This window comes from Clostridioides sp. ES-S-0054-01, from assembly GCA_021561035.1.
Taxonomy (GTDB): domain Bacteria; phylum Bacillota; class Clostridia; order Peptostreptococcales; family Peptostreptococcaceae; genus Clostridioides.
Genome location: CP067346.1, coordinates 3,003,221 through 3,020,022 on the forward strand (window position 1 = coordinate 3,003,221; position 16,802 = coordinate 3,020,022).

The window sequence follows — 16,802 nt, forward strand, 5'->3', positions numbered from 1 at the left end:
ACTCCCTCCTTATATTACTGAAGCTATTATCATCCCACTAAACATTGATATTGTAAGCCCCCACTCTCTTAACCATTTTATATTTTTCTTCTTTTCAAGCATGCATAATATTGTCATTATAGCCATCCCACTTATACATGCGATTGTCCCATTATCAAAACGCAACACCCTATCAGCATTTAAATATGCAAATGAACCTAGCATAGCTCCTAAAGATATTATTGGTATAAATGATTTATTTCCACTAGATATAACATTAGTTATCTTATCTAGTTTATGTCCAAATAGTAATGTGAATACTATCCATCCTAAAGAACCCAGTATCATAGTCCAAACCGCATTTGTAAATGCAAGTTTTGTCATTTCAGGAGAACCTAAAGTTATACCTAATGCATCTGTTCCAAATCCAGCTGACATAGATTCAAAAATTACAGAACCTATAAACGATAATCTCATCCATGCTATAGGTCCACCCATAGTAACTATAAGCGATACCATTCCAGCAAATATAGTCATTGAAGGTCCTATAGCTGAAATAGCACTACTTTTGACAGCTGACTTTATTTGTTTATCTGTTATTCCCATTGTTTTACCAACTTTACAAGATTTTATAGCAAATATAAGCGACTGTACTACTACTATTGATACTGCTACTGTACTTGCTATCCACAAGAGTGGGTGATTAGCTAATTTTAAATAATCCATTTATAAAACCTCCCTATAAATCCTCAAATTTTATTAATACTTCTACTCTATTTACTTATTTCCATACCTGCTTTAATACTCTAAGTATATTTCCACCTAGTACCTTTTCTATTTCCTCATCACTATACCCATGTTTTACTAAATATCTAACAATATTTTTTGAAGTCTCCGTTGGATTCTCAAGACCTTTTACATATTCTACTTTGGGATGTTCTTTTGTACCTGTTATCTTTTTTATATCAAATTTAGCAGCTAGTACTGAGTGTAATTTTACATGGTCACCATATATTGTATCTGGTCCAAAAGCCACATGGTCTATTCCTACTAAATTTTTAATATACTCAAAATGCTCCATAAATGACTCTATTGAATGTTCTTTATTTTTTTCAGTTATTGTAGTATGAGGTGCTGCTTCTACACCTATAACCCCTCCTTTTTTAGCACATGCTATTAGCACTTCGTCTGGAGTTAGTCTCTTTGTATCCCATAAACTCCTTGTACCAACATGGCTTAATATTATAGGGTCATTACTATATTCTATAACATCAAGTGTAGTTTGTACTCCAACATGAGAACAATCTATTGCCATTCCAATCTTATTCATTCTTTCTACAGCTTTTCTACCAAAATTTGTAAGACCTCCATCTTTTTCTTCCTTTAGTCCTGAACCTAATGCATTAGATTCACTGTATGTGATACCCATCATTCTTATACCAAATCCATATAGTATATCTATTCTATCAAGCTCATTCTCTATTGGTGCCGCCCCTTCTAGTGTGGGTATTAATGCCACTTTACCTTCACTTTTAGCTCTGTATATATCTTCCACTTTTTCACATTTTATAACAAAATCTTGATGCGCTAAATCACATAGCCTCATACCTAAATCTATTAATATATCATCCCATTTCCATCCTGAATTTGATGTGATTGTACATACACCATCCATTAAATTATCAAATATAGCATCATAATATCCTCTTGATAGTGCTTCATAAGCGCATCTTTGTTTACCCTCTCTATTGTATTCAAATATATCTCTTTCCAAGTGTTCTGGAAATAAGACTGGATGTTCATGTAATGATATAAATATTTTGTCCTCCACTATACTTTTAACCTTCGCTTCTTGAACATCATCTAACTCAATAAGGTACTCTTTAACTCTCTTATCTCCTTTACACATCTCAATAGATGAGATATCTTTTCCTTTTTCCAGATAACTATATGCTTCATATCCTTTATAAGCTGACTTCATAACAACATCCTCCAAGTTCTACAATTTTTTATATTTTCCTATATAGCAATTAACATGCCAAAATATAAATTTTAATTGTATAATAAATCTTTCAAAAAATAAAAACGGTAGTAAAGTTGATATTTACTACTGTTTTATTAGAAATAATCTTTTTAGATTATTAATTTAATATTTTTGAATTATCTTAATCTTGAAAATAATTTAATTTATTTCTATCTATTATAGGGAGTTTTTTAGGGGATTTTACCTTTTTAGTCCCCTATATTACTCCCTTAAATTTTATATATGATATAAAGTTCTTTCCTTCATCAGTTATAAAACTACCTTGTTTTTTTACTCCAGATAAAAGTAAACCATTACTCTTTAATTTATCTATTCTTTTTCTGATTTGGTCTACACTTAAAACTACACCTTTTTCTTTCAAAATTTCTTGCAGTTTATTTCTTCCCAATAATATATTTTTATTATTCCAAGTTTCTATACTAGTCAATATACATATACTCTCCTCAAAGAAATTAGATTGTTTTAAATCTAAGATAATTGAATCGAAATTTTCATTAACTAAAGTATTGTTTTTTTCAAATCTAAATTGTTCTGGCAAATGCTCGTAATCTACTCTATCTTCCTCAACTATAGTGTCAATATAATAAATTAAATTTTTAAGCTCTCTTACATTTCCTGGCCATTCATACAATTTTAAAGCCTGCATTGATTCTTCTGTAAAACATTTATTGCTATTTATTTCATCTAAAAAATACTTACTTATAAGAGGTATATCTTCCTTACGCTCTCTAAGTCTAGGAATCTCTATATGTAATACATTAATCCTATAATACAAATCTTCTCTAAAAGAACACTCTTTAATTTTTTTCTTTAAATCTTTATTTGTTGCAGCTATAATTCTAACATCTATTGGTATAATTTTACTTCCACCCATTCTCATAACTTCTTTTTCTTGTAATACTCTTAGCAATCTTTGCTGTACATCTAGAGATATATCACCTATCTCATCCAAAAAAATTGTTCCTGTATGTGCTCTTTCAAATATACCCATTTTTCCACCTTTTATTGCTCCTGTAAAACTTCCCTCCTCATAGCCAAAAAGTTCACTCTCAATAAGTGAATCTGACAAAGAAGACAGATTAACTGCAACAAATGGCTTGTTTTTTCTTAGAGATTCATTATGTATTGCCTGGGCAAATATTTCTTTTCCTGTTCCATTTTCCCCAAGTATCAGCACAGAAAAATCTGTAGCTGCTATTTTTCTTGCAATATTAATTTTTTCTTTTATTATTTTACTCTCACCTACAACACTCTCAAACGTATACTTTGATACAAAACCTTTTTCTTGAAATTTATTTTGAATCTTATCCTCAATCAATTGAATTGCACTTATATCTTTAATACTTATAATACTCTTTATTCGTTCATTATTTTCATACACATTTACTTTATTAATTATCAATTTTTTGTTATTTAAATTTACTACTTCATCATTAACTTCATCCTCTTGAAAAAATATTTTTTTGACAACCTTATCACTAAATAAGTCCATAAAATTATTAGATATAATTTCATTTTGCTCTATTCCAACTAGGTTAGAGAATACTTTGTTACAATATATAAATTTTCCTAACTTATCAATAGAAGCAATACCTTCATCTATAATCTCCAAAAAACTCTTCATAGTTTTATTCATAGTTGTATAATACCTATATCCATTTACTGTATCTTCATTATATTTTTCTTTAATAATATGTAGTTTATCTATAGATATATTTAGCTTTGTAAAGATTTCTATGACTGTATTTATATCGATTATTTTATCACCTATGTCAATTATTTGCTTTATGTTTTGTGGTATACTATTTCTACTCCCCGTAATAATTCCAATCTCACATTCAGACTTATCACATCCTGGATAATATGGCATTAGATTAATGTGAATTAATCCTAGTTTTCTAATTATCTTGGCAGTTTCATCTGCTGACTCTTTATAAGCATCTATAACCATAACTTCAGAATCATTTTCTATACTTATTATCTGATTTATATTTTCAATATTTATTGTGCGATGTATTATTACAATAGGTATATTTTTATCGATATTATTATGTATATACTCTTTTATATCATTGTCTGAACATACTACAAGCTCGTACTTTGACAGTTCAATATTTATTCTATTTACATAGACCAAGTTATCTATATTACAAAATTCTCCAAATATATTTTCTAATTGTTTTGATATATCTATATTTATTTTGTCATCAGTTGACACAAATAAAATATTATGTTTTTTCATAGCACCACCTCCTGTTTAGTGAATATAGAAAGTAATAATTTGGTCTATTGTAGCACTTTTTAAAAAAGTTTTAAATCTTAAAAATCACATTTTGTATTATTTACTATTATTTTCTAAAGTATATATTTTTATTTTCACTTATAGATTTGTTAATTTTCTTACAAAATAATTTTTCACAAATAACTTACATAATATGTATATTTAAGAACATATAATAATAGGGTCTCAGAACTTAGTATCAAGTTCTAAAACCCTATTTATCTAAATTATGCAAGATAGTATAAAATTTAACCTAAACCATTTAACATAATCTTACTCTTTTTTTAAGTGATAATAAAATATTTTTATTCCTCTAAAAACTGTAAAAATTCTTGATTAAATAGTTTAAGTTCATCATAAAATATAGCATGACCACTATACTCAAAAGTATATAAAGTTGAATCTTCTATTTTTTCATTCATAAAAACTGCAAATTCATATGGGCATACTCGGTCTAGTTTACCATGAAATATACCAGTAGGCACTCTTACACATTTTAAATCATTAAATAATTCTTCATCTCTTAAAGATACAGCTGTTCCAATTGTGCCAATACCAGATGCACTAAAACCAATGTCGTTGAACCACCTTCTAAAACTTTTTGATGGATTTGATGCAAATACCTTTTCGCCAAAATTGGTCACCATCTCTGGTCTATCAGTACATGCTTGAGCTATTAAATTATTAACATCCTCACGTGTCATACCGTATGGAAACTCTGGAGGCCTCTGTACAAATGATGGTGCCGCTGCTGCAAGCAATGCTAATTTTGATACCTCATATCCATGAAACAAGCTCATATATCTAAGTACAATCGCTCCACCCATTGAGAATCCAACAAGGGTGAAATCTTTTAATCCAATGGCCTGTACCACCTTATAAATATCATCCGCCATTTGGCTGTAGGTATATCCTCCTGCTGTTGCATCAGATTTACCAAATCCTCTTAAATCAATTGAAACTGTTCTATATCCAAGTTTTGGAAGTATATTGGTTTGATATTCAAATATCTTATGTCCTAACGGCCAACCATGTATAAAAAGTACTGTTTTTTTAGCACTCGGATTTAAATCATAAACTGCTATATTTATATCATTTACATACACATAATACATATCAATAGCAACTCCCTTCAAGAAAATGTATGATATCCATTTTATATATATGAATAAAATAATTAATAACTAAGCTTTCGAGTTTATTCACAATACTTTTCTATTGCTTTTTTAAACAAACCTACATGAACTTTTTCGTCTAAAATTATTCTATTTAATATAGCTTTTATATAAGGGTCTTCTATAATGCTTATATCTCTATAATAATTATCAATAGCTACATATTCTAAATGTAAATCTGATTTTAATCTGTCGCAAATGGAGTCTCCATAATATACAAAACTTCCATTCCAATATGCACCACATGAACTTGTAGAACCTCTGTATACAGGATTTCCACCCAATAATCTTATAGTCTTTGCCAATATCTCCATATGTAACATCTCCGTTATAGATATATTTACCCACATTTCATTAAGTTCTTTATAATTTTTCTCTGAATCAAAATCATGATATAAGTACTGTGTTACACTTGTAAATTCACTAGCTCTACCAGAATAATCATCCATCAATAGTTCTGCATAGTACTTATTTGGTCCTAAGACTTTTATTTCTGGGTATGGTTCATCACTTGAATATCCCTTTCTCTTGTGCATATCGTAATGTACATCACTCATAATATATCCTCCTTTAAATCTAACATATGATATTAATTATATGCATTGCGACTTTATTATATAACGTAAATAATAAAAAGCCATGTTAATTAAAATTAACATAGCCTTTTGCTTACAAAATTACTTTTTAATTATTCATCTTTTCCAGCTACTGATAACTCTTTAATAACAACTGAAGGTGAGCCTATACTACTCATTGGAAATTCTAAATCTTCTCCCACAACTTCAATGTCTTTTAATAAATCAAAGTAATTACCTGCAACAGTAATTTGCTCTACTGGAAATACTTTTTTACCTTCTTTAATATAAAAGCCTTTAGCTGCTAAAGAAAAGTCTCCTGTTACTGAATTTGCGCCTGAATGAAGACCTGCAAAACTAGTAACCATCAAGCCTTCACCTATATCTTTCATAATTTCATCTAGAGATTTATCTCCTTTTTCTATATAAAAGTTAGTTGGATGTATACCTATAGGTGATGAATATGAAGATTTTATTCCATTTCCTGTAGTCTTTACATTTGCCTTATTAGCCGTCTTTAAATTATGAAGTAAAGTTATAAGCTTTCCATTTGAAATAATTTCTTTTTTAAATGTAGCTACTCCCTCATCGTCAAAAGGAGTAGATGCCATACCATTTTCTAAAAGCGGGTCATCAACTATTGTAACTATAGAAGATGCTATCATATCTCCTTCTCTACCTTTTAATAGAGATAATCCTTTTTGAGCTGAATCTGCATTAAATATTCCAGAAAATGTGCTAAGTAAAGATACCATAGCTTCATTAAACAATATAGTTTTATATTTACCTGATGGGATACTCTTACCACCTACTTTAGATAAAGCATCATCAACACCAAGTTTTGCTATCTCACAAGGCTTTATTTCTTCAATAGAAGTTGCTATATTATATCCTATTCCATCATATTTTTGCCCATTGTCCTCTATGATAGGAACTACAAACCCTATAAGCATATTGGTTGTATTGCTTAAATCAAGACCTTTAGTATTACATATACCATTACTCGATACAGAATAAGATATAGTACACTTAGATAAATTTACTACCTTATCTGAATAAGCTTTAGTCTCTCTTTCCATTTCTAAAGCTAAATCAATCAACTTATCTGCTTCTAAATTTTCTAGCTCTTTAGAATAAGTCTTTACCTCACTATATTGCTTATCACCTTCATATATAAATTGTATATCTTCATTTTCAATGGTATTTACTCCATCTTTTACATTTTTTATCAACATATCAACAGCTTTATCATCTAAAATTTCTGTATAAGAGTAACCTATCTTTCCATTTATTTTTCCTCTAAAAGATAAACCAAAAGATTTATCAAGACTGTATTTCTCAACTTCTCCTTCGTATATATTTATACTTAAATTTTCTCCTGTATAATAATATACTTCACACTCTTCAAAGCCTTCACTTAGAGCCTTTTTAAATAATATATCCTTAAAACTTTTAAGTTCCACAATTATCCCTCCTATCTTCCACCTACAGTAATTTCTTTCACCCTTATCATAGGTTGACCTACATTAGTTGGTATACTTCCTGATGATGAACCACACATCCCTTGAGCTTGTTTTAAGTTGTCCCCAACCATATCTATATTCATAAGTACCTCGCTACCTTTTCCAATTAAACTAGCACCTCTAACTGGCTCTTGTATTTCTCCATTTTTTACCAAGTAACCTTCTGAAACTGCGAAATTAAACTCTCCTGTTATAGGATTTACAGAGCCACCCCCCATTTTTTTAGCATAAAGTCCATCTGGTATTGACTTTATAATGTCTTCTGGTTTATCTTCTCCAGCAGCAATATAAGTGTTAGTCATTCTTGAAGTTGGAGCAAATTTATAGTTTTGTCTACGAGAACTTCCTGTAGGATTCATTCCCATTCGTCTACCATTAAGTTTATCTATCATATAAGACTTCAAAATTCCATTTTCAATTAGTATATTTTTTTGAGCTGGATTTCCCTCATCATCTATATTCATAGAACCCCAGTAATTTGGTATTGTACCATCATCTATAGCTGTAATCTTTGTAGAAGCAATCTGTTGACCTAATTTATCTGCAAATACGGAATTGCCCTTTGCAACTGATGTAGCTTCTAAAGAATGTCCACAAGCTTCATGAAATATTACTCCACCAAATCCATTATCTATTGCTACCATCATATTGCCTGCTGGACAATTTTTAGCATGCAACATAGTATGTGCTACTCTAGCTGATTCTTTTGCATAGTATTCTGGGTCTATTTCTTCAAATATTTCAAACCCTTTACAACCTCCAGGTCCTTCAAATCCAGTTTGATTTTCAGTACCTTTAGATGCAATTGAACTTATTCCAAGTCTGGTTCTTATTCTTCTATCTTCAACATATATACCTTCAGTGTTTGCAATTAATATTTTTTGGTCTTTATCCAAATAACTAACACTTACTTGAGATATATCACTACTAAATTCTTTTGCACTCTTATATGCAACCTTCATTACGTTTACTTTATCTTTATTAGCTATTGAATTTGGATAAATTTTTATATTATGTATATTATTTATTTTAGTACTGTCATTTAATATTACACTTTTTCCATCCTCTAATCTTCCTAAAGCAACAGCAGCTTTATATGCTACATCCAACAAACTATTTAACGAATTATCACTTGTATAAGCATATATGCTTTTTAATCCTTTAAATATTCTTATTCCTATACCATAATTTCTCCCGCCTATTGCATTTTCTACTTTATTATCTATTAAACTAATAGAATTATTTATAGTATCTTCTTCAAAAATCTCAGCAAAGTCTCCTCCAGTAACTAGACACTTTTCTAATACCTTTGAAGCTATATCTTTTGAAAGCATAAATTTACCTCCTACTTTAAATTTTTAATTAACTTTTATTCAATCTTTTTACTTGTTAACAAACATTATATACTATATTACTTAAAATAAAGTACTTATAAATATATTATACATATGTTTTACACTAAAAGGTTAGCACATTTTTATTTATACATACCCATATATCTAGATAATTAAAATGTATAATATTATTTGCTATAGAAAATAATACATTCATACATAATAAATTTTAGGAGTGAAATATATGAATCAAGAATATGTAAAGGGAAAGCCTATTTTTACTAATATAAACAAAATTCCAAAACAGTTTCCATATCTTACTGATGATATTGATACTGATGTTATAATTGTTGGTGGTGGTATTACTGGATGTATTTGTGCTTACTATTTAGCTAAAAACAATATAAAATCAGTCATTCTTGAAAAAGGAAGGATTGCACATGGAAGCACTAGTGCAACCACTTCTCTTTTGCAGTACGAATTAGATGATAATTTGATAGACTTGACAGAAGTTATGACTTTAACTGATGCTCTAAAAGCATACAACCTTTGTGTATCAGCACTTGAAGAATTAGATAAATTTATAGAACTACATGGAAATAAGTGTGATTATGCCAAAAGAGATACTCTACTTTATACTGCCAATAAACTTGAAATTAAGGCTATAAAAGAAGAATTCAATTTAAGAAAAGAAAATGGATTTGATGTTGAATATATTGATGAATCCACAAACCCTTTTAGTTTTGACTTGAAGTCAGGATTGATAGCAAAAAGCGGAGGACGAGAATTAGACCCATATAAATATAGTCACCATTTGATTGATGTAAGTTTAAAAAATGGTCTTCAAGTATATGAAAATACAGAAGTAAAAAAAGTAAACTTCTCAAATGATAAGGTAATTGCTGAAGTATCATATGGATACAAGGTTCATGGTAAAAAATTAATTGTAGCTACAGGGTACAATACAAGTTTATTTACAAAAAGAAATTTTGCAACTAAGTCAAATACTTTTAATATAGCCACAAAGCCACTTAAAAACATCACTTCTTGGAAAAACAACATTTTAATTAGAGACAACTGTGACCCATATAATTATCTAAGAACTACTAAAGACAATCGATTAATTATAGGTGGTGAAGATATAAGTTTTGATGATATAGAAAATGAAACTTTAGCCAATGAAAAGTATGACATTTTAGAACAAAGATTGAAAAGTATGTTTAAGGATATAAAAGACATACAAGTTGAGTATAAATATTGTGGTTGTTTTGCTTCAACTTTAGATAATTTAGGTTTTATTGGACCAGATAACAAAAACAACAACCTATGGTATTGTCTAGGTTATGGAGCAAATGGTATACTCTTTGCAATATTAGGTGGTATAATGTTAAGTGAATTATATCTTGGTAAACAAAATAAAAACATGAAATTATTTAGAGTAGATAGATTTGATAAATAGATATTAGATATTAAAAGACTGTAAGAAGATGAAACTTTAGAATTCTAGAAGTTAACTTTGATGCAGTCTTTTATAATGTTCTTTTTAAAAATACTTTATTTATAATTAAATATAAAGTAAAATATTAAAATATAACTGATAAAATTTAGTCATGAGATAATATTTAAGTTTATTTGATGAAATATGGAGGAATCATTATGAAAGAAATACTCGTTATTGCTCCCACTAAAGGAACCTATGAAAAATCAATTCACATAGTTAAAAAAAACAAATATACAAATATTGATGTTGTATTTGGCAATCTAAAAGAAGGTATACCTCTTGCTGAAAAAAGTATTAATCATGGTACTAGAGTTATCATAAGCCGAGGTGGGACTTACAATATGTTAAAAGCTACCTACAACATACCTATAGTTGAAATTAAAGTAGATGCTTATGATATTATAAAAAGCTATAAAGAAGTAAAAAATTCCGATGAACCATTTGGAATAATTGGATTTAATAACGTCATCTATGGCTTCGATATTATAGAAGAAATATTGAATAAAAAAATAACTATGATTGAAATTGAAAAAGAAGAAGAGATTTATGATGCTATAGAAAAATACAGAAAAAAAGGTATCAACACATATATAGGAGATACTACTGTTGCACATATTGTTAAAAGACTTAATTGTAAGGGAATATTAATTGAATCTAGAGAAGAGAACATACTTAGAGCCATTCAACAAGCAGAACAAATACTTGAAGCAACAAAAGATGAACAAAAAAGAAGATTACAGATAGAAGCTATGACAGATTTCGTACATGATGGAATAATAACAGTTGATAAAAATTTTAAAATCACATTATTTAATAAGAGTGCTGAAAAAATATTTGGTATAAAAAAGGAAAATGCACTTTATCACAATGTTATAGATGTTATTCCAAACACGGTTCTTCCACAAGTAGTTGAAACTATGGAACCTCAAATTGGTGAAATACAAAATATAGGAAGTACAAAAATTATTACAAATAGAGTTCCAATCATAGTTGATGGTCAAATTCAAGGAGCTGTTTCTACATTTCAAGATAGTAAGGAGATAAGTTCTTTTGAACATACAATAAGAAGGAGTCTATTAAATAAAGGTCTATCTGCTAAATACACTTTTGATGATATAATCCATGCTAGTGAAAAAACAAAAAATTGTATAGAAATTGCTAAAAAATATGCATGTTATGACACTCCAATGATTATTACTGGAGAGTCAGGTGTTGGTAAAGAACTATTTTGTCAAAGTATACACAACTATAGTAAGCGTAAAAATGCACCTTTTGTTGCTGTAAATTGTGCTGCTATACCTCCATCTTTAATAGAGAGTGAGTTTTTTGGTTATGAGGAAGGTTCATTTACAGGTGCAAGAAAAAAAGGTAAATCAGGCGTATTTGAGTTAGCACATGAAGGTACAATCTTTCTAGATGAAATAAGTGAAATTCCTCTTGAACTTCAAGGTAGATTATTGAGAGTCTTACAGGAAAAACAAGTTATGAGAATTGGTGGTGATAAAGTTATTCCTATAGATGTGAAAATTATCTGTGCTTCAAATAAAGACTTAAAAAATATGATGCGTGATGGTTTATTTAGACAAGACCTTTATTTTAGAATAAATATACTAACATTGCACCTTCCTTCATTAAAAGAAAGAAAAGAAGATATTATAAAATTATCAGAATTTTTTATACACAAATATTCAATCAAATACAACAAAACACCTTTAATTGTCACTCCAAATATTAAACAAGCACTTCTTGAGCGAGAATACGAAGGTAATATAAGAGAATTGGAAGGTATGATGGAAAGGGCTGTTATTGTAGAATCATTTGATTCAATTTTATTAGAAAAATATAAAAATGAATATACAAATAATATATCACATAAGAATAATAATGATTTTGAATGTAGTAATTTAGATTTAAAGACATTAGAAAAAAAATATATCTATAAAATTTATAATGAAAACAATAGAAATACTACAAAAACTTGTGAAATTCTAAAAATAACTCGCTCTACTCTATGGAGAAAATTAAAAGAAATAGAAAATGATGTTTAAAAATAAAACATACTTAATATATCAAAACGTTTTATGTTTCAATTTAATACATAAGACGTTTATTTGTTTTTACTAAAAAATATAATTATATAATAAAAATATTATTTTTAGTGTGAAATTTTCTACAATTATACGTTTAACTCTAAGTAATCTACAGCATTTTAATCAATAATCAAAACCAATCATAATAATTTAAAATATAAAACCTATATATTGGCATAGTAATTGCTTTTAGATACTTATATAAAAATGAAAAGGAGTGATACTAGATGCACATCTTAAAATCAGTGAAAAAGATACCAGGAGGACTTATGGTATGTCCCCTGTTATTGGGAGCACTATTTAATACAGTATGTCCACAGGCTCTAGAAATTGGAGGATTCACAACATCCTTATTTAAAACTGGTGCAATGAGTATACTTGCTCTATTTTGTCTATGTAATGGAGCTCAAATTAACATAAGGCAAGCAGGTAAACCTTTGACTAAAGGAATAGTACTTACAGCAACAAAATTTATAATCGGTGCAGTATTAGGTATTATCGTCAGTAAATTTATAGGACCTAAAGGTATAATTGGCATTACACCTCTTGCCATAGTTGCTACCATGACCAATTCAAATGGAGGTTTGTTTGCTGCACTTGCAGGTGAATATGGAGACTCTACAGATGTTGGAGCAATATCTATATTATCTCTAAATGACGGTCCTTTTTTCACAATGCTTGCTTTTGGCGTGACTGGACTTGCAAATGTACCTATAGTAGCACTATTTGCAGCACTCATACCAATACTACTTGGATTTATACTTGGAAATCTCGATGAAGATATACGAGAATTCCTTGCACCTGGTACAACATTATTAATTCCTTTCTTTGCTTTCCCTTTAGGAGCTGCATTAAACTTTAATCAGATTATAACTGCTGGATTACCTGGTGTTGTACTTGGCTTAGGAGTTACTCTAATAACAGGTATGGGTGGATACTTCGTAATGAAGCTTATACGTGCAGAACACCCAGCAGTAGGTGCAGCTACAGGTACAACAGCTGGAAATGCAGCTGGTACTCCTGAAGCTTTAGCGGCTATAGACCCTACTCTAGCTACAATTGTAGCCGTTTCAACAGTACAAGTTGCTGCTGCTATCATTGTTACAGCAATATGTTGTCCAATGTTAGTTTCTTATCTCGATAAAAGGGAAAAAAAGAAAAAAGCTCTTTTTAAAACAAATAAAAATATTGAAGTAAATTAATATTTAAGGAGGTAAAAGTAATGAATGCAATTATTCATGCAAATGAAAAAGATAATTTAGTTACATGTGTTAGACCTTTGATTAAAGGTGAAAAAGTTTCAATTGATGGAAAATCTTATATAGTAAATGATGATATCCCTGTTTTTCACAAGATGGCTACAGAGGATGTAAAAAAAGGTGATGTTGTCTATAAATATGGTGAAATTATAGGAATCGCAACAGTTGACATAAAAACTGGTGACTATGTACATGTACATAATATTGAAAGTACACGTGGTCGTGGAGACAAAAAATAGGAGGTAATTGAAATGAAATTAATGGGTTATTTAAGAGAAAATGGGCAATTTGGTATTCGTAATCATGTTTTAGTTATTCCAACATCTGTATGTTCAAGTGAGACAGCTACAAGAATTGCAGCACTTGTTCCAGGCGCAATAGCTATCCCCCATCAACATGGATGTTGTCAAATTGGTTCTGATATAGAACTTACAGCAAAGACATTAATAGGTTTTGGAAAAAATCCTAATGTTGCTGCCGTTTTAGTAGTTGGGCTTGGATGCGATGGTATTCAAGCAAAAGACTTAGCATCTGAAATAGCTACAACAGGAAAAAAAGTAGATTATGTTGTTATACAAGAATGTGGTGGAACGTTGAAAACAGTTTCTAAAGGAGCTGAAATAATAGGTAAAATGGTTCGTGAAGTATCAAAGGAAGTAAGGGTTGAATTTGATATGAGTGAGATTACATTAGCACTTGAATGTGGTGGTTCTGACCCAACAAGTGGAATAGCTTCAAACCCTTCAATAGGAGTTGCATCAAACCTTCTTGTAGATGAGGGAGGAAGCAGTATACTAAGCGAAACGACAGAAGTAATTGGTGCAGAACATTTATTAGCTACTCGTTTTGAAGATGAAAAAATGAAAGATAAGTTTCTTAAATTTGTAAGTGATGTAGAAAAGAGAGCAATTGCCATGGGAGAAGATTTACGTAGTGGTCAACCTACTCCAGGTAATAAAGCTGGTGGGCTTTCAACAATTGAAGAAAAATCACTTGGATGTATGTATAAAGCAGGCAACAAACCATTCAAAGGTGCTCTTGAATATGCTGATATTATACCTCCTGATAAAAAAGGATTATATTTTATGGATACTCCAGGACAGGATATAGATTCTATAACTGGTATGGTAGCAGGTGGTGCACAGATTGTAATCTTTTCAACTGGTAGAGGTACTCCAACAGGAAGCCCAATTTCCCCAGTTATTAAAATCACTGGAAATAGTGATACATACAACAAAATGCCAGATAATATAGATATAAATGCAGGTAGAATTATAACAGATGGTGCTAAAATAACAGATATAGGTCAAGAAATATTCAACGAAATAGTAGAAGTTTGTAATGGCAAATATACTAAAGCTGAAAGCCTTGGTCATAGAGAATTTGGTATTTACAGAATTGCTTCTACATTCTAATCTATAATAGATTATTAAGCATCTTTATATAAAGATACTATTCCCCTATAAATATATAAACTAAAAATCCTTTAACATAAAATTTAAAATATATAAAAATAAAAAGGCTATCTCTCAATAATCAAATGTACTGAGACCCAAAAGTTGGACTTTATACAGGAATGGAATTTTCATTCCTGTTTTTTTACTTTATGTAACTTTAGATTCATATTCAAGTCTATATTTAACAGGGCTACGCCAATTTAATTTTTCTTTAATTCTTTTGTTATTATAATAGTAAATATATTCTGTTATAGCTGTCTTTAATTCGTTGAAACTTTTATATGTTTTTCTATAATACATTTCTTGCTTCATTATTCCAAAGAAATTTTCCATAGGAGAATTATCAAGGCATGTACCCTTACGAGACATACTTTGAAATATTTTATTTTTCTTAAGTGTTTTGCCATACTTATTCATTTGATATGCCCAACCTTGGTCTGAGTGAAAAGTTCTTCTATAAGGACAATCTTTTGTAATATTGATGGTTTCATTTAAAGCATCACTTATTGATTTAAAATTAGGTCTATCTGAGATACTAAATGATAAAACTTCTCCATTAAACATATCTAAAAATGGATCGAGATATGCTTTTTTTATAATTAAATTTCCATTTTTATCAGTAGTATATATTTTAAATTCTGATGTATCAGTTGTTATTTTCTGATGTGGAATTGATGTTTTAAATCTTCTATTTATTTTATTATTTTTTACCTTACCAATTGTACCTTTATAGGAATTATATTTACGTAATTTACGAGAAAATGCTATGCATTTAAGTTCTAATTTTCTCATAATACGTCTAACTTTCTTTTGATTAATAAGGATACCACTATTTTTTAATGTAGCTGTAATTCGGCGATAGCCATATCTGCCATTGTGTTCTTTAAAAATAGACATGATTTTTTCTTCAATATCTTTATCTGGATTTTCAATATCAAATCTCTTCTGGCAATACATATATGTTGATTTAGGAAATTTAGTAGCTTCAAGAAGAATGGAGAGTTTAAAGTCCTTACGAAGATCATAAATTACTTTTGCTTCGTATTGTTTTTTAACCTTTCGGGAACATTCATCCCTGAAGCACGCAACTTTTTTAGAAATGCAAGCTCCGCTTTTAAAAGTTTATTTTCATATTCTAATTCTTGTTCTCTTGTTAATTTATTTTTTTCTTTAGTGTTTTTGTTTTTATTCATTGATGGTCTTCCTTTCGTTTTAGACAAGGCATCGACACCACCATGTAAAAGTTTTTGTTTCCATATTGCTATAAGTGTACTATTGTTCATTCCAAAATGGTTAGCGACTTCTTGTGCACTAGATTTAGTTGTTATCATATAGTTTATAACATCTAGCTTGAACTGTATAGTATAAAAAGTATTTTTATTTTTTCTTTTTAGTCCATCCTCTCCTAATGTATTATACGTATTAACCCATCTTTCAACTTGAGAATGGCTAGCAACTCCATATTGTTTTGCTATTGAAGCATATCCTCCTTCTCTATTTAAATAGGACTTAACTACTTTTAATTTGAAATTAAAATCGTATTTAGCCATATAGAAACACCCCAATCATTAGATTTTTAGTCCA

12 protein-coding genes and 1 pseudogene are annotated in these 16,802 nt (G+C 29.3%); 5 read left to right on the forward strand and 8 right to left on the reverse strand.

Annotation, left to right across the window (positions count from 1 at the left end; translation table 11 throughout):
* Nucleotides 1–9 precede the first annotated feature (9 nt).
* The 7 genes from JJC02_13910 to JJC02_13940 all read right to left on the reverse strand — a co-directional run bounded on the left by JJC02_13910 (nt 10) and on the right by JJC02_13940 (nt 8,911).
* Nucleotides 10–705 (reverse strand): DUF5058 family protein, encoded by a 696-nt coding sequence (locus tag JJC02_13910; GenBank protein ID UDN53982.1) that lies wholly within the window; start codon nt 703–705, stop codon nt 10–12.
* A 55-nt stretch (nt 706–760) separates the two neighbouring features.
* Nucleotides 761–1,960, reverse strand: coding sequence for a membrane dipeptidase (locus JJC02_13915; GenBank protein ID UDN53983.1), 1,200 nt, complete (start codon nt 1,958–1,960; stop codon nt 761–763).
* 259 nt (nt 1,961–2,219) lie between these two features.
* Nucleotides 2,220–4,265, reverse strand: coding sequence for a sigma 54-interacting transcriptional regulator (locus JJC02_13920; protein UDN53984.1), 2,046 nt, complete (start codon nt 4,263–4,265; stop codon nt 2,220–2,222).
* Between the two features lie 344 nt (nt 4,266–4,609).
* On the reverse strand, nt 4,610–5,419 hold the full coding sequence (locus JJC02_13925; GenBank protein ID UDN53985.1) for an alpha/beta hydrolase: 810 nt from the start codon (nt 5,417–5,419) through the stop codon (nt 4,610–4,612).
* An 83-nt stretch (nt 5,420–5,502) separates the two neighbouring features.
* Nucleotides 5,503–6,036, reverse strand: coding sequence for a manganese catalase family protein (locus tag JJC02_13930; GenBank protein UDN53986.1), 534 nt, complete (start codon nt 6,034–6,036; stop codon nt 5,503–5,505).
* A 131-nt stretch (nt 6,037–6,167) separates the two neighbouring features.
* On the reverse strand, nt 6,168–7,517 hold the full coding sequence (locus JJC02_13935; protein UDN53987.1) for a TldD/PmbA family protein: 1,350 nt from the start codon (nt 7,515–7,517) through the stop codon (nt 6,168–6,170).
* Between the two features lie 11 nt (nt 7,518–7,528).
* On the reverse strand, nt 7,529–8,911 hold the full coding sequence (locus tag JJC02_13940; GenBank protein ID UDN53988.1) for a TldD/PmbA family protein: 1,383 nt from the start codon (nt 8,909–8,911) through the stop codon (nt 7,529–7,531).
* Nucleotides 8,912–9,155: 244 nt separating this feature from the next.
* Between JJC02_13940 and JJC02_13945 the strand changes: the two genes are divergently transcribed.
* The 5 genes from JJC02_13945 (at nt 9,156) to JJC02_13965 (ending at nt 15,176) form a co-directional block, all read left to right on the forward strand.
* Nucleotides 9,156–10,370: an FAD-binding oxidoreductase gene (locus JJC02_13945; GenBank protein ID UDN53989.1), complete on the forward strand. Its 1,215-nt coding sequence runs from the start codon at nt 9,156–9,158 to the stop codon at nt 10,368–10,370.
* A 176-nt stretch (nt 10,371–10,546) separates the two neighbouring features.
* Entirely contained in the window at nt 10,547–12,460 is a 1,914-nt protein-coding gene (locus JJC02_13950; GenBank protein UDN53990.1) for a sigma 54-interacting transcriptional regulator, read from the forward strand.
* A 269-nt stretch (nt 12,461–12,729) separates the two neighbouring features.
* Nucleotides 12,730–13,704, forward strand: a complete 975-nt coding sequence (locus JJC02_13955; protein ID UDN53991.1) for a 2-keto-3-deoxygluconate permease — start codon at nt 12,730–12,732, stop codon at nt 13,702–13,704.
* 20 nt (nt 13,705–13,724) lie between these two features.
* Nucleotides 13,725–14,000: a UxaA family hydrolase gene (locus JJC02_13960; protein UDN53992.1), complete on the forward strand. Its 276-nt coding sequence runs from the start codon at nt 13,725–13,727 to the stop codon at nt 13,998–14,000.
* 12 nt (nt 14,001–14,012) lie between these two features.
* Entirely contained in the window at nt 14,013–15,176 is a 1,164-nt protein-coding gene (locus tag JJC02_13965; GenBank protein UDN53993.1) for a UxaA family hydrolase, read from the forward strand.
* Nucleotides 15,177–15,365: 189 nt separating this feature from the next.
* Here the strand turns inward: JJC02_13965 and JJC02_13970 are convergent.
* Nucleotides 15,366–16,768 (reverse strand): annotated as a pseudogene (locus JJC02_13970) (IS3 family transposase).
* Nucleotides 16,769–16,802: the final 34 nt, after the last annotated feature.

Bases quoted from the DNA above. Each gene is read 5' to 3' on its own strand.
- JJC02_13930 (UDN53986.1), bottom strand. From the start codon at position 6,036: ATGAGTGATGTACATTACGATATGCACAAGAGAAAGGGATATTCAAGT.
- JJC02_13965 (UDN53993.1), top strand. From the start codon at position 14,013: ATGAAATTAATGGGTTATTTAAGAGAAAATGGGCAATTTGGTATTCGT.
- JJC02_13910 (UDN53982.1), bottom strand. From the start codon at position 705: ATGGATTATTTAAAATTAGCTAATCACCCACTCTTGTGGATAGCAAGT.
- JJC02_13915 (UDN53983.1), bottom strand. From the start codon at position 1,960: ATGAAGTCAGCTTATAAAGGATATGAAGCATATAGTTATCTGGAAAAA.
- JJC02_13950 (UDN53990.1), top strand. From the start codon at position 10,547: ATGAAATATGGAGGAATCATTATGAAAGAAATACTCGTTATTGCTCCC.
- JJC02_13925 (UDN53985.1), bottom strand. From the start codon at position 5,419: ATGTATTATGTGTATGTAAATGATATAAATATAGCAGTTTATGATTTA.
- JJC02_13940 (UDN53988.1), bottom strand. From the start codon at position 8,911: ATGCTTTCAAAAGATATAGCTTCAAAGGTATTAGAAAAGTGTCTAGTT.
- JJC02_13945 (UDN53989.1), top strand. From the start codon at position 9,156: ATGAATCAAGAATATGTAAAGGGAAAGCCTATTTTTACTAATATAAAC.
- JJC02_13920 (UDN53984.1), bottom strand. From the start codon at position 4,265: ATGAAAAAACATAATATTTTATTTGTGTCAACTGATGACAAAATAAAT.
- JJC02_13960 (UDN53992.1), top strand. From the start codon at position 13,725: ATGAATGCAATTATTCATGCAAATGAAAAAGATAATTTAGTTACATGT.
- JJC02_13955 (UDN53991.1), top strand. From the start codon at position 12,730: ATGCACATCTTAAAATCAGTGAAAAAGATACCAGGAGGACTTATGGTA.